Here is a 21,809-nt window from a genome sequence, read left to right on the forward strand (position 1 = left end):
GGTTCAAGTGGGAGGCAGCAGCTTTTCCAGTTCGGCGATGCGGGCCTCGAGTTCTTCCAGGCGGGTGCGCGCGCGCTCCAGGACGGCGCGCTGCACGTCGAATTCTTCCCGGCTCACCAGATTGAGGCGGCTCAGCGCGCTTTGCAGCACCGCCTGGAAATTCTTTTCCAGCTCGTCGCGGACGCCGAGCAGTCCTGTGGGCACGGCGTCGGCGAGGCGTTTGGAAAGTTCGTCGAGGGTGGTCTTGTCGATCATGGCGGGCCGCCTGGAGGTTCGGAATGGGTAAGGGTCGGATGTGCGCAAGAGCGCCTTAATTTGGTGCGTAATGTTGCCGTTGTTTGACAACAAAGGTGCAATTTGTTTGGGGCCTTACGGTATATCGGCGCTCGAGTGCTCTTTAGTCCCTGTGGCATGGCTCATGCTTTTCATCCAGTGGAGCCATCGGATCGCGCTCGGCCCGCCCGGCTAAGGGGGCGTAAGGCCGGCCGTGTAATACTTCAACCAAGGAGACCTGCATGAAATTCGTTACCGCAATACTCAAGCCCTTCAAGCTTGACGACGTCAGGGAGGCCCTGTCCGAGGTCGGCATCACCGGCATCACGGTCACCGAAGTCAAGGGATTCGGGAGACAGAAAGGGCACACCGAATTATACCGTGGCGCGGAGTACGTCGTGGACTTTCTGCCCAAGGTGAAGCTCGAAGTGGCGATCACCGACGACCAGCTCGAGGCGGTGATCGACGCGATCACCAAGACGGCCAATACCGGCAAGATCGGCGACGGCAAGATTTTCGTGGCCGATCTCGAACAAGTCGTCCGGATTCGCACCGGAGAGACCGGTCCGGATGCCCTGTAACAACAATAACGGACGATAGGAGACCCCTCAAATGAAAAAAATCCTGACTTCCCTGACGGGCGTGGCGTGTCTCGGTTTCGGAACCACGGCGATGGCCGAAGGCGTTGGCGAGATCGTCGAAACCGTCGTCGAGGCCGTCCAGCAAGCCGTTGCCCCTGCCGCCCCGACGCCGGACAAGGGTGATACGGCCTGGATGATCGTCGCCACGGTGCTGGTGACCCTGATGGTGATTCCGGGGCTGGCGCTGTTCTACGGCGGCATGGTCCGCGCCAAGAACATGCTCTCCGTGCTGATGCAGGTCTTCGTGATCTTCGCGCTGATGGCGGTGCTCTGGGCCGTCTATGGCTACAGCTTGGCCTTTACCGAAGGCAATGCGTTTTTCGGGAGTTTCGACAAGGCGTTCTTGGCCGGCGTCACCCCGGATTCGGTCGCGGCCACTTTCAGCAAGGGGGTGGTGATCCCCGAACTCATCTACGTCGCGTTCCAGTTGACCTTCGCCTGCATCACGCCGGCCCTGATCGTCGGCGCCTTCGCCGAGCGCATGAAGTTCAGCGCGGTGCTGCTGTTCATGGTGCTTTGGTTCACTTTCTCCTATCTGCCCTTCGCTCACATGGTGTGGTACTGGGCCGGGCCGGATGCCTACACCGATGCCGCCGCGGCGGACGCCGCCACGGCAACGGCCGGCTTCCTGTTCCAGAAGGGTGCGCTCGATTTCGCCGGCGGCACCGTGGTCCACATCAACGCGGGCATCGCCGGCCTGGTGGGCTGTTTGTTGATCGGCAAGCGCATCGGCTTCAAGAAGGAAGCGATGGCGCCGCACAGCGTTCCCATGACCATGATCGGCGCATCCCTCCTGTGGGTCGGCTGGTTCGGCTTCAACGCCGGTTCCAACCTCGAAGCCACCGGCACCGCCGCCTTGGCCTTCGTCAACACCATGCTGGCCACCGCCGCCGCCACGCTGGCCTGGTCGGCCGTGGAATGGATCGCACGCGGCAAGCCGAGCATGCTGGGCGGGGCTTCGGGCGCGGTCGCAGGCCTGGTCGCGATCACCCCAGCTTGCGGCTTCGTCGGCCCCATGGGATCGATCGTGCTGGGTCTGCTGGCCGGCGCGGTGTGCTTCTGGGCAGTGACCAGCCTCAAGAACGCGCTGGGCTATGACGACTCGCTGGACGTGTTCGGCGTCCACGGCGTAGGCGGCATCATCGGTGCACTGGGCACCGGCATCTTCGCCTCGCCCGCCCTCGGCGGCGCCGGGGTCTACGACTACGTGGCCAACGCCGTTGCGGAATACGACATGGTGAGCCAAGTCATCAGCCAGGCCTGGGGCGTGGGTCTCACCATCGTGTGGAGCGGCGTGGTGTCCTTCGTCTCGTACAAGATCGTCGACCTGCTCGTCGGCCTCCGGGTTTCCGAGGAGACCGAGCGCGAGGGGCTGGACATCCGGGAACACGGCGAAACCGCGTATCACCTCTGATCCTGGATTTTTTCCGGAACACCCCCGGCAGGGCATCGGAAGATGTCCTGCCAGGGGCATTTGCCGGAGCCTCGGCCTGGGCCATCAGCGCCCGCTACGACCGCGCCACCAATCTCACTTTCTCGATGTCATCTTCGCGAGGATCGCCAGGCTTCTGTCGTCCCGCTTCCCGCCGAAGAACTTTTCCAGCGCCCGCGCGAAAGGTTTCTTTTCAGCCGCCACGGCCTCGAAGAGCGTCAGCGACGACCGCAGTTTCGCCGCATCGACGCGACCGAAGACCTCTTCCGCGGAATCGGTCTCCAGCTCATTGAGCACGGAAACGCATTCCCCGAGCCGCATGCCCAGCACTTCGTGGCCAAGATATGCCCGGGCTTCCGCCGCGGAGCCGATGCCATAGAACTGGGAGATCGGGCTGATCCCGAGACCTCGAAGCTGGGGGAAGACGTACCACATCCAATGCGTGCGCTTGCGACCCGCGCGAAGCTCAGCGATCGCAATCCCGTAGTCGTTGGCCTGGGCGGCCAGGAACCGATGGAGATCAAACGGATCGGGTGGTTTTGATGCCATGGGGTGGAACTCTCGGCAGTTCGCCGAATCGCTTTTTCTCCAGTATCAACCGCGTTTCAGCCAATCCATCAGCGGGCCGAAGCCGAGCGCTCCGCTGATTCTGCGCATTTCCTGGCCGTTCCGGAGCAGCACCAGGGTCGGGACGCTGCGGATGTTGAAACGTTGGGCCGTGGCAGGGGCGCGGTCGACGTCCAGCTTGGCGACCAGTATCTGGCCTTTGAGGGCGTCCGCCGCCTGGGCCAGCACCGGAGCGAGGCTCCGGCAGGGGCCGCACCAGGCCGCCCAGAAGTCCACCAGCACCGGCAGATCGGAATGGCGGGTGTAAGTGTCGAACCGGCTATCGTCCAGTTCGACCGGATGGCCGCTCAGCAACACCGTGGAGCAGCGGCCGCATTTGGGCTGCTCGCCGAGCCGATCGGCCGGCACGCGGTTGCGGGTCAGGCAGGCCGGGCAGACCAACTGCATGGTTTATCCCGCGTCGCAGGCGCTTTTCACGCCCAGTCTCCGCAAGATGCTTTCCAGCGGACAGATCCGGGTAAAGCCGCTCTGGAATAGATTGGCGCCCACGAAGGCCGTGAACCAAAGCCAGTTGGCGTTGATGAACAGGGGGCTGGCCTCAGCGCCCAGGGACAGGGAGAGCAGGACGAAGAATCCGGCGACGATGCGTACCCAGCGTTCAGTAGTCATGGTGTTCACCTCGGAAATTTAGTAATCTCTAATATTGTCTCGGAACAGGGATTTGTAAAGAGGGTCCGGTGAACGCTCCGCGTCCGCATTCGCTCCCGGGCCGCGTGTTAAACTCAAAAGCTCTTACTGCCAGAGGCAGGCGCTACGATTATGCCCCCAGTCCGAATGTACAGCACTGCAATGTGCCCTTTCTGCTCGGCGGCCGAACGGCTGTTGAAGTCCAAAGGTGTGGCCGAGATCGAAAAGATACGGGTCGACCTGGACGCGTCCAGACTCCAGGAAATGATGGCGATCACCCGTCGGCGCACCGTGCCGCAGATATTCATCGGCGACACGCACGTCGGCGGGTTCGACGATCTGGCCGCGCTGGACCGCGCCGGCGAGCTGGACGAACTGCTGTCCGGAACGGCCTGACACCTCCACTTCGTTTCATTCCCCGCCGGTTCGAGGGGCATCCCCCCATGTCGAGAAAAGGCTTCGCTATTCTGGTCCTGGCCGCCTCGCTGGCCGCCATCGCCGGATGGTGGCGATTCGTCGCGGGGCCGCCGGCTGCGGCGCCGCCCACCGATGTCAGGGTGCCGCCTCCGGCCCCGGTGTTCGCGGCGCGGGTTTGGGCGGAGTCCGTCGACGATGCCATCGACGCCGTCGGTACCCTCCTCGCCGACGAGTCGGTCGTGATCCGCCCGGAAGTTCAGGGAAGGGTCAAAGCCATCCGTTTCACCGAGGGCAAGCCGGTCAGGGCCGGTGAGGTGCTGCTCGAGCTCGAGCAGGACGAATACCGGGCGGCTTTGGCCCAGAGCCTGGCCCAGCAGGAGCTGGACCAGGCCAATTTCGCGCGCATGAAGGCGATGCGCGAGCGTGCCCATGTCAGTGCCCAGCAGTACGACGAGGCCATGTCCAAGCTCAAGTATTCCAACGCGCTGGTGGAGCGGGACCGTGTGCTGCTGCAGAAGACCGTGCTGCGCGCGCCGTTCGATGGCATCGTCGGTATCCGGGAGGTCAGTGTCGGGGAGTACCTCGACAAGGGCAAGGCGCTGGTCAACCTGGAGGCGCTGGACCCGGTCAAGCTCGACTTCAAGGTGCCGGAGAAATACGCGGGGACCGTGGTGAAGGGCCTCGCCCTGACCGCCGAGGTGGCGGCCTATCCCGGCCGTGCCTTCCCCGGCGAAGTCTACGCCGTGGACCCGCGCCTCGAAGAGGAAAGCCGTACCTTGCGGGTGAGGGCGCGCCTGCCGAACCGGGACCAGGCGCTGCGTCCGGGCATGTTCGCCCGTATCCATCTGGCGCTGGGGGCGGCGCGCCGGGCGCTGTTCGTGCCGGAATCCGCCCTGGTGGTGAAGGGCAGCTCGGCTTCGGTGTTCCGGGTGGTTTCCGGCACAGCGGTCGCGACCCCGGTGGCGATCGGCGCGCGCTACAAGGGCAAGGTCGAGATCGTGCAGGGCCTCGCCGAGGGCGACAGCGTCGTGACCGAAGGCCAGGTCAAGCTCCGGGACGGCGCTCCGGTCGCGGTTCTGGAAGCGAAGAAAAATCCGCCCGCCCCATGATGCTGAGCGACGTTTCCATCCGGCGGCCGGTCCTGGCGACGGTGATGAGCCTCGCCTTGGTGCTGGTGGGGCTGATGTGCTTCCAGCGCCTGCCGGTGCGGGAATACCCCAACATCGACGCGCCCGTGGTCTCGGTCCGCAGCGTTTACAAGGGCGCCAGTTCGGAGGTGATCGAGAGCCAGGTGACGCGGCCGCTGGAGGATTCGCTGTCCGGCATCGAAGGCATCCGGACCATGAAGTCGGTCAGCCGCGAAGAGGTCAGCCAGATCACCATCGAGTTCAACATCAGCCGCGACCAGGATTCGGCGGCGGCCGACGTGCGCGACCGGGTGTCGCGGGTGAGGGCCCGGCTGCCGCGCGAGATCGACGAGCCCGTCATCAGCAAGATCGACGCCGACGCCCAGCCGATCCTGTGGCTCGCCTTCTCCAGCGACCGCCACGGTCCCCTGGAAATCACCGATTTCGCCGACCGTTACGTGCAGGACCGGCTGCAGACGCTGTCCGGCGTCGCCAGCGTGATCATCGGCGGCGAACGCCGCTATGCTATGCGGCTGTGGCTGAACCGGGAGCGGATGGCGGCCCACGGGGTGACGGTGCAGGACGTCGAGGCCGCGCTGCAGAAGCGCAACGTCGAACTGCCGGGCGGACGCATCGAGAGCGCCCAGCGCGAGTTCACCGTGTTCAGCGAGACCGACCTGAAGACGGTCGAAGAATTCAACGCCTTGATCGTGCGCGAAGTGAACGGCTTTCCGGTGCGGTTGTCGGACATCGGCCGGGCCGATCTGGGGGCGGCGGACGAGCGGAACATCGTGCGGGTGAACGGCAACCCGGCGGTGGCGCTGGGCGTGGTCAAGCAGGCCACGGCCAACACCCTGGAGGTGGCTCGGTCGGTTCGGGCGGAACTGCCGAAGATCCTGGAAACCCTGCCGGAAGGGATGGAGCTGGAGGTTTCCTTCGACACGTCCCAGTTCATCGACGAATCCATCCATTCCGTCTACGAGACGCTGGCCGAGTCCCTGGGGCTGGTGACGCTGGTCACCTGGCTGTTCCTGCGCTCGGTGCGCGCGACCCTGATCCCGTTCGTGACCATCCCGGTCTCCTTGATCGGCGCCTTCATCTTTATTTATGCGCTGGGGTTTTCGGTCAACATCCTGACCCTGCTGGCGCTGGTGCTCGCCATCGGCCTGGTGGTGGACGACGCCATCGTGATGATGGAGAACATCTACCGGCGCATCGAACGCGGCGCGCACCCCTTCCGGGCGGCGGTCGAGGGCAGCCGGGAAATCGCCTTCGCCGTGATCGCCATGACGCTGACGCTGGCGTCCGTATTCGCGCCGCTGGCGTTCATGAGCGGCAACACCGGCCGCCTGTTCTCCGAGTTCGCCCTGGCGGTGTCCTGCGCGGTGCTGGTTTCCGGTTTCGTGGCGCTGACGCTGACTCCGATGATGTGCTCACGCTTGCTGAAGCCACCCGCCGGCGGAGGGGCCGGGCATGTCGAATCGGGTGAGGCATCTGGATTCGCGGGGCTCTACCGGAAGCGGCTCGAAGCCGCCTTGCGGCGCCGCTGGGCCGTGATCGGGGTGATGCTGGGCATCGGCGCGGGCGCGGTTTTCCTGTTCGGCGCCCTCAACGCCGAGCTGTCGCCGCTGGAGGACCGCGGCAACATCATCATCGTGATCGCGGCCCCGGAGGGTGCGACCGTGGAGTACACCGACCGCTACGCCCGCGAAATCGAGGCGATGGTCCAGCCGATCCCGGAAGTCAGGAGCTATTTCATGGTGGTGGCGCCGGGTCTGGACCGGCCGAACCCGGTGAATTCCGCGATCGGCTTCGTGCGCCTGAAGCCCTGGGACCAGCGCAAGCGCTCCCAGCAGGAGATTGCGGCGACCCTGTTGCCGAAGCTGATGGCCTTGCCGGGAGTGATGGCTTTCGCCATCAATCCTCCTTCCCTGGGGCAGAGCTTCCGCAGTCCGCCGGTGCAGTTCGTGATCCAGGGCCCGACCTACGAAAAGCTCGACGGCGTAGCGGCGCAGCTCGTCGACCGGGCCCGCCAGTACGCCGGCATGGTCAATGCCGATTCCGACCTCAAGCTCGACAAGCCGCAGATCAGCGTGCAGGTGAACCGGGAAAAGGCCGCCGACGTCGGGGTCGACGTCGACGAGATCGGCCGGACGCTGCAGACCCTGCTCGGCGGGCGCCAGGTGACGCGCTTCAAGAAGGGCGGCGAGCAGTACGACGTGATCGTCGAACTGGAGGACGCCGCGCGGACGACCGTGAACGACGTGGGCTCGATCTACCTGCGCAGCGCCGGCGGCGGGCTGGTTCAGCTCGCCAACCTGGTGGAAACCCGGGAAAAAGGGGCGGCGAAGGAACTCAACCATTTCAACCGGCTGCGTTCGGCGGTCCTGTCCGCCAGCGTCGCGCCCGGCTTCACTTTGGGCGAGGCCCTGGCCTATCTCGGCGCGGCGGCGAAGGAGATTCTGCCGGCGGATTTCAAGACCGACCTCGACGGCCAGTCACGCGAGTTCGCCGAATCCAGCCGCACGCTCTACCTGACCTTCGTGTTCGCGCTGCTGTTCATTTATCTGGTGCTCGCGGCGCAGTTCGAGAGTTTCTCCGATCCCTTCATCATCATGCTCACCGTGCCACTGGCCGTCACCGGTGCGCTGCTTTCTTTGAAATGGACCGGCGGCACCCTGAACGTCTACAGCCAGATCGGCATGATCATGCTGATCGGCCTGGTGACCAAGAACGGCATCCTGATCGTCGAATTCGCCAACCAGCTCAGGAGGGAAGGGCGCGGCGCCCTGCAGGCCGTGGTCGAAGCTTCGGTGCTGCGCTTCCGGCCGATCCTGATGACCTCCCTGACCATGATTCTGGGCGCCCTGCCGTTGGCCCTGTCGTCGGGCGCCGGGGCCGAGAGCCGGCGGCAGATCGGCTGGGTCATCGTCGGCGGACTGCTCATCGGCACGGTGTTCACGGTGTTCATCATCCCGGCCGTTTACACCCTGCTGTCCAGGCCGCCGAAGGCGCCGGACGAGGGGAACGAAAGGGCGGCCGGCGTGGTCTAGAGTGGTACTGCGCGCCCGGCTGGCGGCCTTTAATTCAAGGGTTGTCTATGTTAGTCTGCCCGCGCGCAATGCCATGCCGCCGCGCCGTTACGGACGTGGTGTGCTCGCGGGGCTTAACGAGTGCGGGCTCCGGCGATTATTAGAATAAATCACTACATTCAGCGAGGGACGTCTCCAATGATAAGAACGAAATTTCTTAAGTGCGGCCTGTTGGCTGCGGTTCTGGGCCTTGGCGCCCTGATTCCGGCGACCCTGTGGGCGCATGGCGGCGGTTCCGGCGTCGACGTGGACTCCTGCCGTATCCCGGTAGGCGGCTTCTGGGTCCATTTCACCGCTTATCAGCCGCAGCTCACCGGCACCACCGAATACTGCGACAAGATCCCGGAAACCGGATCCACCACCCTGGTCTTCGACTATGAAGGCAAGGCGCTCCGCAACATGACCGTCGAGTTCGAAATCACCAAGGAGCCCGAAGGCAGCCGCGTGTTCTACCAGGCGCCGGCGGCGTATCCCACCGGTACCGTGAACGCCACCATCAATTTCACCGAGCCTTCCAACTATCTGGCGCACGTAACGCTGGTGAACGACAGCCAGAAGATCGACGCGCACATTCCCTTCAAGGTGGGCGTCAACCAGACCAGCCTTTCCGGGACCACCTGGATCATCATCCTGGTGATCGTCGTCGCGCTCGGCTACATCCTCTATCTCTCGAATGCGGGCTTCAAGAAAGTCGTGGATTCGCTGCTGCTGATCAAGAAGAAAACCTAAAGGTACCGGCCCATCGCCCGGCTGGCCGGGTGATGGGCGCTTCGAGTCTGCTTTTGCATTTTCCAGTCACCGTGCCTTGGTTAACATGATCATGATCAAACGCTCTTTGTCGGCAGCGCTGGGGTCTGCCTTTCTGGCCTGGTCCGCAAGTGCGCCGGCCGTGACCGCCATACCCGAAACCAAGAAAGTCGAGCTCGGCGAAGTCGAGCCGTTCTGCAACAGTGGAGCGCCGGCGGACTGGCGCAAGGCCCAGGTGCTGGAAGGGGTGGAAATCCGGGAGTCCAGGCTGTGCAATCCCGACAGCCCCGCCGAAATCGCGGCGTTCGTGAAGGGCACGAACAACATCTCCATGCAGACGCTGATGGACACCAACCTGGCCGCCGATGCCCTCATCCTGTCGAACGACATGGACAACGACGGCGACCCGGACCATTACATCATCAAGCTCGAAGTCATGGAGCTGAACGGCCACTCGCCGGATTTCGCCGGCGTCGTGCCGACCTACGACATCGCGCCCGGCATCGAGCCGGCGTTCTGGGTGTTCGCGCCCAAGACCCGCGACATGTCCACCCGCAGCTTCGCCAGCGCCGAAGCCAATCCCATGTTGCGCATGCCGGCGCCGGTCATTCGCGTCGAGCAGGGCGACGTCATCTGGCTGGTCCTGGAGAACACCCATTATTTCCCGCACTCCATCCATCTCCACGGGGTGGATCACCCTTACATGGATTTCAGCGGCGAGGGCAACGACGGCGTCGGGCAGACCAGCGCGATGGACGTGATGCCGGGTCAGAGCAAGACCTACGTGATCAAGCCGCGCCAGGCCGGCACTCAGTACTACCACTGCCATGTCCAGCCGCATACCCATATTCCGCTGGGGCTGGCGGGCATGTTCATCGTTGAGGAAAACCGTCCGAACAACTGGGTGCAGGTCTTCAATGTCGGTGCAGGGCAGGTGCGGCATCCCTCCAAGGCGGTGGCGGAAAAGTACGATGCCGAGTACGACCTGCACTACCAGTCGGTCGACAAGGAGTTGCACGAGCTGCCGCAGTCGTTCAACGATCCGCGGCTGATCGCCCGCGCCATCAATCAGGAATACGACATCACCGACGCGACCGACGACTATTACCTCCTCAACGGCCGGGCCTTCCCGTATACCCTCCGGGAATCCCTGGTGGTAGTGGAGCCCAACCAGAAGATCAAGCTGCGGGTGCTCAACGGCCACACCGAGGTTCTCGCGCTGCACACGCATGGCCACAAGGCCGTGGAGACGCATTACGATGGTGTCGAACAGCGGCCGGAAGCTCGGGTGCGGCGCGATGTGTACACCCTCGCGCCGGCCCAGCGCCTGGACTTGGAGCTGGAAACCGTCGACGACGGCCTACGCAGCTTCGGCCCCGGTCTTTGGATGATGCACGATCACGTCGAGCGGGCGTTCACGACCGATGGCATGGGCGAGGGCGGCAGTCTCAACTTAATCGCCTATAAGCAGTATCTCGACGAAAACGGTACGCCCCATACCCACGGCATGAGTCTGGCCCAGTATTTCACCAAGAAATACTGGGAGCGGAAGATTTCGCCCTGGCAGGAAGTGTTCGACGCCAGCCTCGGCGATCCCGAGACTTTCGTCAAGGAGGAGGCCAAGCCAGCCGCTGCCGCCAAGCCGGCGGCTCCCGCGGCCGAGCCGGCGGCGCCGGGCAACACCGGCCGCAACCTGTTTCTGGGACTTCTGCTGGGTATCGCCGCCTATTTCGCCTATCTGAACCGGGTGAAGCTGCTGGAAACCGCATCCGAGTGGATCGCCGCCGTACGGAATAAATAGACATGAATACCAAGTCGATCACGACCCGTTTGAGTTACCTTTGTTCGGCCGGGCTGTTCGCCGTCAGCGTTGGCGCCGCGGCCGCGGAGAAGACCGAAATCAAGGAACACACCCGGCTCATGGACCATGGCGACGGCCACCTGATGGACATGGACGGCGGCATGATCATGGGGCAGAACAAGGACAAGCTGCCGGGCGGCTGCAGCAGGATCGCCGAAGACGCGGAAATCACCGTTCGTGCAGGCCACAAGTACGCGAAGGACTTTCCGGGCACCATGTACGGATTCAGCGAGCACGAGTGGCGCTTCAAGCCTTGCACACGGCTCACCGTCCATTTCATCAACGAGGACAACATCCGCCACCAGTGGATGATGCACGGCTTGCCCAAGTACCTGTACGACAAGGGTATGTTCCATCTGGAGGTCACGGGCCCCGCGAAGATCAGCGGCACGCTGATCCTGCCCAAGGAGGACCGGACCTACCTGGTGCACTGCGACATCGCCCAGCACATGGAAAAGGGCATGAAGGGTGAACTGATCGTGGGCAAGGGCAGCGGCACCTTCCCGACCATTCCCGGCGTGACCGACGCCGCGATCCCGGACAATTACACGCCGGGTCCCGACGGCAAGGTGCAGCCGGCGGTGGCGCCACCGACCGCCGGTGCGGAGAAACCCGGTGAGTCCACGGTGAAAAAGCCTGAACAGACCGCGGCGGCGCCGTCCGGTTCCTGGTTCTCCGGCAGCCTGGTGCTGGGGATCGTGCTCGGCGTGTTCGGAACTCCGATTGCCTTGCGGGTGGGCCGCGAGCGCCTGAGTGGCATGACGGGCGGCGACGTGCTGGCCATGGTCGGCGGTTTCCTCGGCCACATGATCGACATCACGCTCGGCCTCATCAGCCGGCTGATGCACTCGGCTCGCGGCAAGAAGAAATAGCGGGCCGGACAGGGGATCTCGTACCCCGAGGGGAAGGCGTCTTCGAGGAAGGCGCCTTTTTTCTTGCGAACCGTTTCGTCGACCACAGAACATGTGCGGAATTGCGGGGCTCGTCCTGAAAGGGCGGAGCGTCCAGGCAGACATGCTCCAGCCCATGATCGAGCGCCTGGCCCATCGCGGGCCGGACGGTCATGGGGTGTTCATCGAGGGTGGATTCGGTCTGGCCCATACCCGTCTGTCGATCATCGATCTCAGCGGCGGCCGTCAGCCCATTCTGGCCGACGACGGCAGGCTCGCCGTGGTCGCCAACGGCGAAATCTACAACTACGTCGAGCTCCGCGAGGCGCTGGAGCGGGAAGGGCGCCGCTTCGCCACCCATTCCGACAGCGAAACCATCCCGCACGCTTACTCGCTCGACCCGGAGGGATTCGCCGAGCGCCTCCACGGCATGTTCGCATTCGCGCTGTACGACGGCTTCCGCCGGCGGCTGGTGCTGGGGCGCGACCGTTTAGGCATCAAGCCCTTGTTCTACGCCGCGCTGCCCGACCGCCTGGTGTTCGCTTCCGAGCTGAAGGCGATTCTGCCGCTGCTGCCGAACGCGCCCACGATCGACGCCGGCGCCTTTTCCCAGTTCCTGCACGCGCATTGCTCGACCGGAGAGCACACCCTGTTTGCCGGCATCCGGCGCCTCGGGCCGGGCGAGATCCTCGAAGTCGACGCGGAGCTGAACCTGCGCAAGCGGCGCTACTGGACGCCGCTCGATGTGACGACCCGGCCGCTGGATTTCGCCGAGGCCGAGGCCGAGTTCGAGGGGCTGTTCGAACAGGTGATGAAGGAGCACGTCCGCTCCGACGTGCCCTACGGCTTGTTCCTGTCCGGCGGCAACGATTCGGCGATCCTGCTGGCGATGCTCAGCCGCCTGCAGGCGCAGCCGGTGCGGACGTTCTCGATCGGCTACGTCGATGCGGCGATGAAGGACGAGCTGGGGGATGCCGAGCGGATCGCGCAGGTGTTCGGCAGCCGGCACACGTCGATCCGGTTGCGCCGCGAAGACCTGTTCCGGCGGATTCCCCACACGGTGTGGGCCGCCGACGACCTGATGCGGGACTACGCCAGCTTTCCGACCTCGGCGCTGTCCGAGGCGGCGGCGAAGGAGCTCAAGGTGGTGTTCACCGGCGAAGGCGGCGACGAGGCCTTCGGCGGCTACCGGCGCTACCGCCAGCCCCGGCTGGTCTGGCTCGCCAAGAACCTCCTGGCGCCGGGGACGGGCGGCTTCCGCACCCGCAGCGAATGGTGGCGCAAGCGCTCGCAGCGCCTGTTCGGGCCGGCGCTGGCGGCCGAGCGGCGGAACTTCCGTGCGCCTTACCTCAAAGCCTGGGGCGAGGCGCCCGCGGCCTGGAGCCATCTGCAGCATTGCCAGTACACCGATCTGGTCACGGACCTGCCGGACAGTCTGCTGGTCAAGGTGGACCGGATGATGATGGGTTTCGGCCTGGAAGGGCGGGTGCCCTTCCTCGATCACCGGGTCGTCGAATTCGGCCTGGGGTTGCCCGATGCGCTCAAGACCGACGGCGAGCAGCCCAAGGTGTTCCTGCGCCGCTGGGCCGAGCGCCATGTCCCTAAGGATCATCTCTACACCAAGAAACGCGGCTTCACCGTGCCGGTGCGGGAATGGCTGGGCGGCGAGGCGCTGGACCGGCTGGAAGGCAAGCTCTCGGCCAACCCGGCGATTGCCGAGTGGTTCGACACCCGGCATTTTCCAGCCCTGTTCCAGGCGCAGCGCAAGAAGGGCAATGCCAGCCGGGAAATCTTCTGCCTGATGCAGTTTGCGATCTGGCACCGGCTATTTCTCGAGCGGCCGGGGCTCAAGCCGTCGCCCGACGAGGACCCGCTCGACTGGATCAGCTGAGCGGAGCGTCTCTTTCGGCCAGCAGTTCCCGGTAGACCGCCAGGTTGCCTTCCACCATGCCTTCGACCGAGAATTCGCGGTCGATCAGCGCCTGGCCGCGCTTGCCCATTTCCCGCGCCAGTTCCGGGTCATCGAGCAGGCGGCGGATGGCGGCAGCCAGGGCCGCGGCATCGCCCGGCGGGACCAGCAGACCGTTTTCGCCGTCGCGCACGGCTTCGGGAATTCCGCCGGCGCGCGACGCCACGATGGGGATGCCGGCCGCGGCGGCCTGCAGCAGCGAGATGCCCAGCCCTTCGCGCGAGGCCGGATGTACCACCAGGTCCAGGCAGGGCAGGATGCGCGGCAGATCGTCCCGGAAGCCGGCGAAATGGACGCGATCGGTAAGATCCAGCCTGCGGGCGGTTTCGGCCAGGGAGGATTCCAACGGCCCCTTGCCGAAAATGAGGACATGCAGCCCCGGATAGCGCCCGGCCAATTCGGGGAGGGCTTCGAGCAGGAAGCGGTGGCCCTTGCGCTCGATGAGCTGGGCGATCACGCCGATCGCCGTGCAGTTCTCGGGCAGTCCGAATTCGGCGCGGAACCAGGCGCGGTCGCCGGCGCGGCGGAAGGGGGCCGGGTCGATGGCGCTGCGCACGCAGCGCAGCTTGGACGCGGGCATGCCTTCCGACGCCAGCACCTGCCCGATGCCTTCGGAGATCGCCACCACCCGGTCGTGAAGACGGTATTTCACGGCGACGGCCCAGCGCATCTCGGGATTGTCCTGGCGCCGGGAATGCACCACCGGCACGCCGGCCAGACGGGTGGCGATGCCGCCCATGACATCCGCCCCGATCCGGCTGTGCAGGTGCACGAGGTCCGGCCGGACCCGCCCGATGATACGGTACAGCCGGCCGATCAGGCGGAAATCGAGGTCACCCGCCATCGGGATGGCGCGCACCTCGGCATGGGCTGCGGCTTCCCGGGCGAGATCGCTGCCCGCCGGGCAGACCAGCACGTTGTCGATGCCGCGCCGCTCGAGCCCTTCCAGCAGGTACAGCACCTGGCGGGCGCCGCCGTAGAGGTTTCTGCCGCCCTCGACGTGCAGCACCTTCATCGGCGGTCCTCCTGTAGGGGCAGGACGAAGGTCTTGGCGGCGGCTATAATCCCGCTGTTTCGGGCCAGGGAACGAACCGGGGGGATGCGATACGCGCAGGGCATGATCGGGAGGCTCTCCGAGAGGCCGTCAAAAGAACCTCGAAGTTTACACCAAGGCATGGGGGACCGGGCCTCGCGGCGCCGGGCCACGGCTCCAATCCGCAGCAGATACCACATCACATGAACAAGCAGACCAGCCCGGCGCTCAGGGACGATTTCCTGGTTTTCGGCGCGCCCGCCATTTCCCGCGCGGAGATCGACGAAGTCGTCGCCTGCCTCGAATCCGGATGGATAGGGACGGGGCCGCGGGTGGCCCGGTTCGAGTCGGATTTCGCCCGCTACAAGGGCGTGCCGGAACAGCGCGTCGCCGCCGTGAATTCCTGTACCGCGGCCCTGCACCTGAGCCTCCTGGCGCTGGGGCTGGAGCCGGGCGACGAGGTCATCACCACGCCGCTGACCTTCTGTGCCACCGTCAACGCCATTCTTCACGCCGGGCTCGAGCCGGTGCTGGTGGACGTCGATCCGGCGACGATGAATCTCGATCCGCGGGCGGTGGAAGCCGCCGTCGGCGAGCGGACCCGGGCCATCCTGCCAATGCATTTCGCCGGCCATCCCTGCGACATGGCCGCCCTGGGCGCCATCGCTTCCCGCCACGGCCTGCGCATGGTCGAGGACTGCGCCCACGCCATCGAAACCGAATTCCGCGGGCGGCCCGCCGGCAGCTTCGGCGATTTCGCCTGCTTCAGCTTCTACGTGACCAAGAACGTCGTCACCGGCGAAGGCGGCATGGTGATCGGCAGGGACGCCGACAGCGTCGGCCGAGTCAAGACCCTGGCGCTGCACGGCATGAGCCGGGACGCCTGGAAGCGCTTTGGCGACGAGGGTTTCAAGCATTACCAGGTCGTCGAATGCGGATTCAAGTACAACATGATGGATTTGCAGGCGGCGCTCGGCATCCATCAACTCGCCAGGGTGGAGGAGAGCTGGCGCCGCCGCCGCGAGATCTGGGCGCGCTACCAGGAGGCCTTCGCCGACCTGCCGGTGACCCGGCCGGCCGAGGCGGCGCCGGATTCCCGCCATGCCTATCACCTCTACACGCTGCTGATCGACGAAAAGGAGACCGGCGTGAGCCGCGACCGGTTCCTGGATGCGATGACGGCGCGCAGGGTCGGGGTCGGCGTCCATTATCTCAGCCTGCCCGAGCACCCGTACTACCGCGAGGCGCTGGGCTGGCGGCCGGAGGATTTTCCCCACGGCCAGCGTATCGGCCGCCAGACCGTGAGCCTGCCACTGTCGCCCGGCTTGAGCGACAGCGACGTCGCCTACGTCATCGACGCCGTCCGCGCCATCGTACTGCGCTGATCGCCCACTTCTTTCGCTCGGAACCATGACAGATAAGCCGCTCAAGGTCCTTCATTACTCGCCGGTCTGGCTGCCGCTGACCGAAACCTGGCTGTACAGCCAGGTCCGCCACCTGCCCGCCACGATCGAAAACCACGTCGTCTGCCGCAGCGTCAAGAACCTGCACCAGTTCGAGGTGCCCAACATCCATTGCCTCAAACGGGAAAGCCCGGCCGGCTATCTGCTGCACCGTGCCCTGTTCCTGGCGGGATTCCGGGAAGGATTCGGCTTTTTCGACAAGGTCGCCGCCCGAATCCGGCCCGACCTCGTCCATTCCCATTTCGGCAACAACGGTTGGACCGTGCACAAGGCCGTGCGGCGCTTAGGCGTACCCCATGTCGTGACCTTCTACGGCCAGGACGTGTCGCGGATGCCGGCGGTCCACCCCATCTGGCGGGATCGCTACCGGGAGATGTTCGCCGACGAGGGCACGCTCTATCTGTGCGAGGGCGACGCCATGGCCAAGGCCCTGGCCGGCCTTGGCTGCCCAGCAGAACGCATCCGGGTCCAGCATCTCGGCGTGCCGGTGGAGACGATCCGCTACCAGCCCAGGGCCTGGAGTCCGGGTACGCCGTTGAAAGTGCTGATCGCCGCGAGCTTCCACGAGCGCAAGGGCATTCCCTATGCCCTGGAAGCGCTGGCCCGGCTGAATCGCGAGCTGCCGGTGGAAATCACCGTGATCGGCGATGCCGGCGCCTCGGAGGAAAGCCGGGAGGAAAAGCGTAAGATCCTGGATGTCATCGAGCGGACGAATCTCGGACCGGCGACACGGATGCTGGGGTTCCAGCCGCACGAGGTGTTCTGGCGCGAAGCCTACGCCAACCACGTCTTCCTCTCGCCCAGCATCACCGGGCACGACGGCGATACCGAAGGCGGCGCCCCGGTCGCCATCATCGAGCTGGCGGCCAGCGGCATGCCCATCGTCAGCAGCCGGCATTGCGACATCCCCGAGATCGTGCTGGACGGCCGGACCGGCTGGCTGGCCGGGGAGCGCGATGTGGACGGCCTGTTGGACTGCCTGCGCCTGTGCCTCGCCGCGGCGCCCGGATGGGATGGCATCCTCGCCGCGGGAAGGCGGCGCATCGAGACGGAATACGACGCGGCGATACAAGGGCGGCGTCTGGCGGAGATTTATCGGCAGCTTGTTGGCGCGGGACACTGAATAATCGTCGGGGATGTGACACACCCATCCGACCAGCCGGTCTTTGTCGAAGGCAGGGATGAACGGATCACTGAGAAGTATAATCGCGCCAATGTTGCCATGATCAATCGGGACAAGAATGTTACTGGACGAATTGTGGCTGAATAAAAACCGGATCGAGGCACTGGCGCGGCGGTATGGCGCACGGCATATCCGGGTGTTTGGCTCTGTGGCGCGGCGCGAGGAGCGGCCCGACAGCGACGTGGATTTTCTGGTTGATCTTCCGCGCGGTTACGACCTGTTCCGCCAGCGCTTGCCGCTGACCGCCGGACTGGAAAACCTGCTGCGCCGCAAGGTGGAACTGGTACCGGAGCATGAGCTCAACCGGCATATCCGCGAGCGGGTGATGAACGAGGCCGTGGAGTTATGAGCAAGTCGTGGCAGCCGTATGCGCGGCATATCCTGGACGCCATCGCAAAAATCCGGCGCATCCAGATGCGCGGCGACATTGCCAGCGATGAAGTGCTGTACGACGCTGCGCTGCGGAATTTGCAGACGCTTTCCGAAGCCACGCAATTATTGCCGGACGACAGGAAATTGGCCTTCCCCAATATTCCCTGGCGGGAGATCAGCGGCTTTCGCAATATCCTCGTAACGTTGCGGGGTCAGGTCTTGCGAAGCAAGACAACCCCATAGACTCTGTCCCCGTGGCAAGACCATTACGCATAGAACTGTGCGGCGGCCTGTATCACGTCACGTTGTGGCGACCGGCGCGAGGATGTCTATCTGTCCGAATCGCGAAGAATTTGCTGATGATCCTCGCACGGGCATGACCTTAGCTTATCTTTCCGTTGATTACTCAACGAAAACTATCGCATATATATTTTGCGTGCATTACACTACAGTAAGTCGAGCGGTAGTGGCATCCGCAACAAATGGGTAGTATTTCTTTGCAAGACCTGACCCCTGATTACCTGATTAACATTGAATGCGAAATCGGCATAACACCGTTATAAATGATTCTGTTTAATCAACTGTTCGGTGATAATAAAAAATGAATCACGGCTACGTTCTTTGGATAGCAACCTTCGCCTATGCTCTGCACATCGTAGAGGAATACACGTTTGACTGGAAAGGCTGGGCCACAAATGTCCTAAAATTACCCGTTAACTGGGCTCACTTCGCAGTCGTAAATGGCGTAGTGATCGTTTTAGGCGTTTCTTGTTCGTCGGTGGCTTGGTCGTTGCCAGCCTATGCTCTCAGCCTCCCCGCCTTGATGCTGATTAATGCGACACTTTTTCATGTCTTACCTTTTGTGACTACCAATGGCAGGTTCTCGCCGGGACTTGGAACTGCCGTTCTTTTGTTCTACCCTATCTCGATCTGGGCATATTACGGAGCATATCTTGATGGAGTTTTATCTGCATTTACACTGATCCTTTCCTTCATCGTTGGATCCGTACTGATGGCTTCTCCAATCATAATGCTGAAATTGAGGCTCCACCCCTATTTCAAGCAGGACCAATAGCACCGAACAAGACGCTGCAGTTAACCCCTAGCCGCCTCGCGCGACTTTCTCACGACCGCTTTTCTTTCCGTTGACCTTCACCGGAAAGAGAACGCGCGCTCGGGGTAGCTGAGCTTGGCGTTAGCGATTCAACCTCGCGGAAAACGGCCCGGCCGGTGGAGTGAAGAAACAGGGGTTCTGGGTTAAGGTCATGGAGAGCGCCGGACATGGCCGGTAGAGCAATGGTGCTTCGAGCCCGTGCGTTAGAGGTGCCGTTGAGTCCGTCTCCTGGCGATCCTGCTTTGGGGGCGGGGTTTCCGCCGTCCGTCGCTTCTGCTGTCGCCGGTTCCTTGGGCCTCTCGGTCTCGATGGCGCTGGCTCCATGCCCAGGCGCCTTCGTTACGGTACTTCGGGTCGTGTTTGCCTGGGATTTTCCCGCCTGAGGACACGAATTCAGGCGAAATTCAGCACCAGGTCCGCTCCCCGCAGGTATTCGGCTTCCTGTTCCAGGTCGGCGCTGGTGAGGGGGTGGTCGTTGAGCCAGCCTTCGGGAAAGCGCAAGGCGATGGCATTGCCTCGGCGCTCCAGCGTCGTGTGCGGCGGGACGTTGTGGCGGCTGCGGTTGAGGACGACGGCGAGCCGCAGTATCACCGCGAGGGTTTTTCCCGTCTCATTCCAAGGCGCGGGCAGTTCGCGGAATAGCTTGGCCTGGAACTTTCGCCGGTGGGCGCGGATCAGCGCGGCGAGGATGTTCTGCTCGTGGCGTGAGAATCCCGCCAGATCGGCGTTGGCGGCGATGTAGGCGCCGTGTTTCTGATACTGGCTGTGGGCGATGTCCAGGCCGATTTCGTGCAGTTCCGCCGCCCAGTCCAGCCAGAGCCGGGCGACGTCGCGGTCGATGGTGCCGGTCCAGGGCCATTGTTCCAACAGATGGCGGGCGGTGTCGCGTACCCGGCCGGCATGGGTGGCGTCGACGTGGTAGCGCGCCGCCAGGGCCGACACGCTGCGGCCGCGGACGTCGTCGTCGAACAGGCGGCCCAGCAGATCGTACAGCAGTCCCTCGCGCAGGGCGCCGTCCGCGACCTTCATGAGGGGGACGCGCAGCACGTTGAAGGCGGCATGGACGATCGCTGCCCCGCCAACGATGATGGGCCGGCGCTCGGGACTGAGTTCGGGAAGCGTCAAGCGGTCGACGTGGCCAGCCGCAAGGATCGCGTCCGCCAGGCGGTTCAGTCCTTCCGGGGTGATGCCGTCCCGGCTCCAGCCCGCGGCCTGGATGATGCGCTGGATTACGCGCAAGGTGCCGGATGAGCCGACCGCTTCGTCCCAGCGGTCGCGGTTGAAGACATGCTCGATCGGTTCGAGTTCCTGTTCGGCGTGGAGGACCGCGCGCCGGAAGCGCTTGGGCGTGATCTTGCCGTCTCCGAAATGGGCGAGGCTCATGGAGACGCAGCCCAGGCGCAGGCTTTCCTTGTCGCGTGGGGCGTTGTCCACGCCGATGATGAATTCGGTGCTGCCGCCGCCGATGTCCATGACCATCCGGCGCCGGCCGTTGGCGGCCAGGCTTTGCGCGACGCCCAGATAGGTGAGGCGGGCTTCCTCGATGCCGGAAATGATCTCGATGGGATGACCCAGCGCCTGTTCCGCCATGATCAGGAAAGCCTGGGCGTTGCGGGCGGCCCGGAGTGTATTGGTGCCCACGGCGCGGACGGTGCCGGGCGGCATGTCGCGTACCCGCTGGCCGAAGCGTTCCAGGCATTCCAGCGCGCGCAGCTGGACCTCCGGACTCAGATTGCGCGCCGGCGTGAGGCCTGCGGCCAGGCGGACCATTTCGCGCAGGCGGTCGACCACGACCAGTTCGCTGCCGCGAAGGCTGGCGACGATCATGTGGAAGCTGTTGGAACCGAGGTCGACGGCGGCGACGAGTTCCGGCGGGGGGCGGCGGCCTTGCGGCCCGCGGTTTGCGCTGGAAACCGGGGACGAGGCGGCGGGAGGGTTCTGATACAATGGTTGGCCTTGAATGCGGGGGAACGGATGCCTCCATTGTAATCAATCGAGCCGTTAAATTTCCGTGACGCCGGCCCTCTCCATCCGCAATCTCCGCAAGACCTACCGCAACGGACACGAGGCTCTCAAGGGCATCGACCTGGATGTGGCGGCGGGGGACTTCTTCGCCCTGCTGGGGCCGAACGGCGCCGGCAAGTCCACCACCATCGGCATCCTGAGTTCCCTGGTGACCAAGACCGCGGGAACCGTGCGCATCTTCGGCCACGATCTCGACCGCGAGCGGGAAGCCGCCAAGCGCTGCCTGGGGCTGGTCCCGCAGGAAGTCAATTTCAACCAGTTCGAGAAAGTCATCGACGTCGTGGTCAACCAGGCGGGCTATTACGGCATTCCCCGCCGCGAGGCCCGTCGCCGCGCCGAGGAGTGCATCACCCAGTTGGGGCTCTGGGACAAGCGCAATTCCGTCTCCCGCCAGTTGTCCGGCGGCATGAAGCGGCGCCTGATGATCGCCCGTGCGCTGGTGCACCGGCCGCGGCTGCTGATCCTCGATGAGCCGACAGCGGGGGTCGACATCGAGATCCGCCGTTCGATGTGGGCACTGCTGCGCCGCATCAACCGGGAAGGCACGACCATCATCCTGACCACCCATTACCTGGAAGAAGCCGAAAACCTCTGCCGCCACATCGCCATCATCAATCACGGGCGGATCGTGGAGCACAGCGACATGGCCAGTCTGCTGGCCAAGCTGGAGGCGAACGCCTTCATCCTGGAACTGCGCCACCCCGTATCGGCGCTGCCCGAGGTTCCCGGCTACCGGCTGGAGCTGCGGGGCGAGCGCAGCGTCCTGGCCACGGTGCCGACGGAACTGGGGGTCCACGGCCTGTTCGACGCGCTCGGCCAAGCCGGCATCGAGGTGGCGAGCTTGCGCAACGCGGCGAACCGGCTGGAACAGCTTTTCGTGGACATGCTCGAGACTTCCGAAGACGACATCTGAGCC

At 64.4% G+C, this 21,809-nt stretch carries 21 protein-coding genes; 15 read left to right on the plus strand and 6 right to left on the minus strand.

Annotated elements, in window-relative coordinates; all coding sequences use genetic code 11:
- Window positions 1–3 precede the first annotated feature (3 nt).
- Window positions 4–255 carry an accessory factor UbiK family protein gene (locus ABZN20_RS00255; RefSeq protein WP_218806162.1) on the minus strand — a complete coding sequence of 84 codons (252 nt, stop codon included), beginning with the start codon at window positions 253–255 and terminating at the stop codon, window positions 4–6.
- A 260-nt stretch (window positions 256–515) separates the two neighbouring features.
- Here ABZN20_RS00255 and glnK point away from each other — a divergent pair, with 260 nt between their 5' ends.
- Together glnK and ABZN20_RS00265 are read left to right on the plus strand one after the other, a co-directional pair.
- Window positions 516–854 carry a P-II family nitrogen regulator gene (gene glnK / locus ABZN20_RS00260; RefSeq protein ID WP_010961376.1) on the plus strand — a complete coding sequence of 113 codons (339 nt, stop codon included), beginning with the start codon at window positions 516–518 and terminating at the stop codon, window positions 852–854.
- 31 nt (window positions 855–885) lie between these two features.
- A complete protein-coding gene (locus ABZN20_RS00265; protein ID WP_305080242.1) occupies window positions 886–2,328 on the plus strand; it encodes an ammonium transporter in 1,443 nt (480 codons plus the stop codon).
- 114 nt (window positions 2,329–2,442) lie between these two features.
- Here ABZN20_RS00265 and ABZN20_RS00270 read toward each other — a convergent pair whose 3' ends face one another.
- The 3 genes from ABZN20_RS00270 to ABZN20_RS00280 are packed head-to-tail and all read right to left on the minus strand — an operon-like array spanning window position 2,443 to window position 3,582.
- On the minus strand, window positions 2,443–2,895 hold the full coding sequence (locus ABZN20_RS00270) for a DUF1810 domain-containing protein (protein ID WP_367026410.1): 453 nt from the start codon (window positions 2,893–2,895) through the stop codon (window positions 2,443–2,445).
- Window positions 2,896–2,940: 45 nt separating this feature from the next.
- Window positions 2,941–3,360 carry a thioredoxin TrxC gene (gene trxC, locus ABZN20_RS00275; RefSeq protein ID WP_367026411.1) on the minus strand — a complete coding sequence of 140 codons (420 nt, stop codon included), beginning with the start codon at window positions 3,358–3,360 and terminating at the stop codon, window positions 2,941–2,943.
- Between the two features lie 3 nt (window positions 3,361–3,363).
- On the minus strand, window positions 3,364–3,582 hold the full coding sequence (locus tag ABZN20_RS00280) for a YgaP family membrane protein (protein ID WP_218806165.1): 219 nt from the start codon (window positions 3,580–3,582) through the stop codon (window positions 3,364–3,366).
- A 150-nt stretch (window positions 3,583–3,732) separates the two neighbouring features.
- Between ABZN20_RS00280 and grxC the strand changes: the two genes are divergently transcribed.
- The 7 genes from grxC to asnB all read left to right on the plus strand — a co-directional run bounded on the left by grxC (window position 3,733) and on the right by asnB (window position 13,625).
- Window positions 3,733–3,996 carry a glutaredoxin 3 gene (gene grxC, locus ABZN20_RS00285; protein ID WP_218806166.1) on the plus strand — a complete coding sequence of 88 codons (264 nt, stop codon included), beginning with the start codon at window positions 3,733–3,735 and terminating at the stop codon, window positions 3,994–3,996.
- Window positions 3,997–4,043: 47 nt separating this feature from the next.
- Window positions 4,044–5,126 (plus strand): efflux RND transporter periplasmic adaptor subunit, encoded by a 1,083-nt coding sequence (locus ABZN20_RS00290; RefSeq protein ID WP_218806167.1) that lies wholly within the window; start codon window positions 4,044–4,046, stop codon window positions 5,124–5,126.
- Window positions 5,123–8,197 carry an efflux RND transporter permease subunit gene (locus ABZN20_RS00295; RefSeq protein WP_367026412.1) on the plus strand — a complete coding sequence of 1,025 codons (3,075 nt, stop codon included), beginning with the start codon at window positions 5,123–5,125 and terminating at the stop codon, window positions 8,195–8,197. Before ABZN20_RS00290 ends, ABZN20_RS00295 begins: the two co-directional genes overlap by 4 nt.
- A gap of 210 nt (window positions 8,198–8,407) precedes the next feature.
- Window positions 8,408–8,965, plus strand: coding sequence for a hypothetical protein (locus ABZN20_RS00300; protein ID WP_367026413.1), 558 nt, complete (start codon window positions 8,408–8,410; stop codon window positions 8,963–8,965).
- Window positions 8,966–9,056: 91 nt separating this feature from the next.
- Window positions 9,057–10,784, plus strand: a complete 1,728-nt coding sequence (locus ABZN20_RS00305) for a multicopper oxidase domain-containing protein (protein WP_367026414.1) — start codon at window positions 9,057–9,059, stop codon at window positions 10,782–10,784.
- Between the two features lie 2 nt (window positions 10,785–10,786).
- Window positions 10,787–11,716, plus strand: a complete 930-nt coding sequence (locus tag ABZN20_RS00310) for a copper oxidase (RefSeq protein WP_255556332.1) — start codon at window positions 10,787–10,789, stop codon at window positions 11,714–11,716.
- Window positions 11,717–11,807: 91 nt separating this feature from the next.
- Entirely contained in the window at window positions 11,808–13,625 is a 1,818-nt protein-coding gene (gene asnB / locus ABZN20_RS00315) for an asparagine synthase (glutamine-hydrolyzing) (RefSeq protein ID WP_367026415.1), read from the plus strand.
- Here the strand turns inward: asnB and ABZN20_RS00320 are convergent.
- A complete protein-coding gene (locus tag ABZN20_RS00320; RefSeq protein WP_367026416.1) occupies window positions 13,618–14,718 on the minus strand; it encodes a glycosyltransferase in 1,101 nt (366 codons plus the stop codon). The genes asnB and ABZN20_RS00320 overlap by 8 nt on opposite strands.
- Window positions 14,719–14,939: 221 nt before the next feature.
- Here ABZN20_RS00320 and ABZN20_RS00325 point away from each other — a divergent pair, with 221 nt between their 5' ends.
- The 5 genes from ABZN20_RS00325 to ABZN20_RS00345 all read left to right on the plus strand — a co-directional run bounded on the left by ABZN20_RS00325 (window position 14,940) and on the right by ABZN20_RS00345 (window position 18,829).
- Entirely contained in the window at window positions 14,940–16,121 is a 1,182-nt protein-coding gene (locus ABZN20_RS00325) for a DegT/DnrJ/EryC1/StrS family aminotransferase (RefSeq protein WP_367026417.1), read from the plus strand.
- Window positions 16,122–16,146: 25 nt separating this feature from the next.
- On the plus strand, window positions 16,147–17,322 hold the full coding sequence (locus ABZN20_RS00330) for a glycosyltransferase (RefSeq protein WP_367026418.1): 1,176 nt from the start codon (window positions 16,147–16,149) through the stop codon (window positions 17,320–17,322).
- A 118-nt stretch (window positions 17,323–17,440) separates the two neighbouring features.
- Window positions 17,441–17,731 (plus strand): nucleotidyltransferase family protein, encoded by a 291-nt coding sequence (locus ABZN20_RS00335; protein ID WP_367026419.1) that lies wholly within the window; start codon window positions 17,441–17,443, stop codon window positions 17,729–17,731.
- Complete coding sequence (locus tag ABZN20_RS00340) at window positions 17,728–17,997, plus strand: DUF86 domain-containing protein (RefSeq protein ID WP_367026420.1); 270 nt, start codon at window positions 17,728–17,730, stop codon at window positions 17,995–17,997. The genes ABZN20_RS00335 and ABZN20_RS00340 overlap by 4 nt, the downstream gene beginning before the upstream one ends.
- Before the next feature lie 358 nt (window positions 17,998–18,355).
- Window positions 18,356–18,829 (plus strand): HXXEE domain-containing protein, encoded by a 474-nt coding sequence (locus ABZN20_RS00345; protein WP_218806178.1) that lies wholly within the window; start codon window positions 18,356–18,358, stop codon window positions 18,827–18,829.
- Between the two features lie 432 nt (window positions 18,830–19,261).
- Here ABZN20_RS00345 and ABZN20_RS00350 read toward each other — a convergent pair whose 3' ends face one another.
- Window positions 19,262–20,695 carry a Ppx/GppA phosphatase family protein gene (locus tag ABZN20_RS00350; protein ID WP_218809086.1) on the minus strand — a complete coding sequence of 478 codons (1,434 nt, stop codon included), beginning with the start codon at window positions 20,693–20,695 and terminating at the stop codon, window positions 19,262–19,264.
- A gap of 184 nt (window positions 20,696–20,879) precedes the next feature.
- Here ABZN20_RS00350 and ABZN20_RS00355 point away from each other — a divergent pair, with 184 nt between their 5' ends.
- Entirely contained in the window at window positions 20,880–21,806 is a 927-nt protein-coding gene (locus tag ABZN20_RS00355) for an ABC transporter ATP-binding protein (protein WP_218806179.1), read from the plus strand.
- The last annotated feature ends 3 nt before the right edge of the window (window positions 21,807–21,809 follow it).

Source organism: Methylococcus sp. ANG (assembly GCF_040730495.1).
GTDB lineage: Bacteria > Pseudomonadota > Gammaproteobacteria > Methylococcales > Methylococcaceae > Methylococcus.

What these genes read in the sequence shown, in the direction of transcription:
- ABZN20_RS00255 (WP_218806162.1), bottom strand. Translation starts at nt 255, where the DNA reads ATGATCGACAAGACCACCCTCGACGAACTTTCCAAACGCCTCGCCGAC.
- glnK (WP_010961376.1), top strand. Translation starts at nt 516, where the DNA reads ATGAAATTCGTTACCGCAATACTCAAGCCCTTCAAGCTTGACGACGTC.
- ABZN20_RS00265 (WP_305080242.1), top strand. Translation starts at nt 886, where the DNA reads ATGAAAAAAATCCTGACTTCCCTGACGGGCGTGGCGTGTCTCGGTTTC.
- ABZN20_RS00270 (WP_367026410.1), bottom strand. Translation starts at nt 2,895, where the DNA reads ATGGCATCAAAACCACCCGATCCGTTTGATCTCCATCGGTTCCTGGCC.
- trxC (WP_367026411.1), bottom strand. Translation starts at nt 3,360, where the DNA reads ATGCAGTTGGTCTGCCCGGCCTGCCTGACCCGCAACCGCGTGCCGGCC.
- ABZN20_RS00280 (WP_218806165.1), bottom strand. Translation starts at nt 3,582, where the DNA reads ATGACTACTGAACGCTGGGTACGCATCGTCGCCGGATTCTTCGTCCTG.
- grxC (WP_218806166.1), top strand. Translation starts at nt 3,733, where the DNA reads ATGCCCCCAGTCCGAATGTACAGCACTGCAATGTGCCCTTTCTGCTCG.
- ABZN20_RS00290 (WP_218806167.1), top strand. Translation starts at nt 4,044, where the DNA reads ATGTCGAGAAAAGGCTTCGCTATTCTGGTCCTGGCCGCCTCGCTGGCC.
- ABZN20_RS00295 (WP_367026412.1), top strand. Translation starts at nt 5,123, where the DNA reads ATGATGCTGAGCGACGTTTCCATCCGGCGGCCGGTCCTGGCGACGGTG.
- ABZN20_RS00305 (WP_367026414.1), top strand. Translation starts at nt 9,057, where the DNA reads ATGATCAAACGCTCTTTGTCGGCAGCGCTGGGGTCTGCCTTTCTGGCC.
- ABZN20_RS00310 (WP_255556332.1), top strand. Translation starts at nt 10,787, where the DNA reads ATGAATACCAAGTCGATCACGACCCGTTTGAGTTACCTTTGTTCGGCC.
- asnB (WP_367026415.1), top strand. Translation starts at nt 11,808, where the DNA reads ATGTGCGGAATTGCGGGGCTCGTCCTGAAAGGGCGGAGCGTCCAGGCA.
- ABZN20_RS00320 (WP_367026416.1), bottom strand. Translation starts at nt 14,718, where the DNA reads ATGAAGGTGCTGCACGTCGAGGGCGGCAGAAACCTCTACGGCGGCGCC.
- ABZN20_RS00325 (WP_367026417.1), top strand. Translation starts at nt 14,940, where the DNA reads ATGAACAAGCAGACCAGCCCGGCGCTCAGGGACGATTTCCTGGTTTTC.
- ABZN20_RS00330 (WP_367026418.1), top strand. Translation starts at nt 16,147, where the DNA reads ATGACAGATAAGCCGCTCAAGGTCCTTCATTACTCGCCGGTCTGGCTG.
- ABZN20_RS00335 (WP_367026419.1), top strand. Translation starts at nt 17,441, where the DNA reads ATGTTACTGGACGAATTGTGGCTGAATAAAAACCGGATCGAGGCACTG.
- ABZN20_RS00340 (WP_367026420.1), top strand. Translation starts at nt 17,728, where the DNA reads ATGAGCAAGTCGTGGCAGCCGTATGCGCGGCATATCCTGGACGCCATC.
- ABZN20_RS00345 (WP_218806178.1), top strand. Translation starts at nt 18,356, where the DNA reads ATGAATCACGGCTACGTTCTTTGGATAGCAACCTTCGCCTATGCTCTG.
- ABZN20_RS00350 (WP_218809086.1), bottom strand. Translation starts at nt 20,695, where the DNA reads ATGATCGTCGCCAGCCTTCGCGGCAGCGAACTGGTCGTGGTCGACCGC.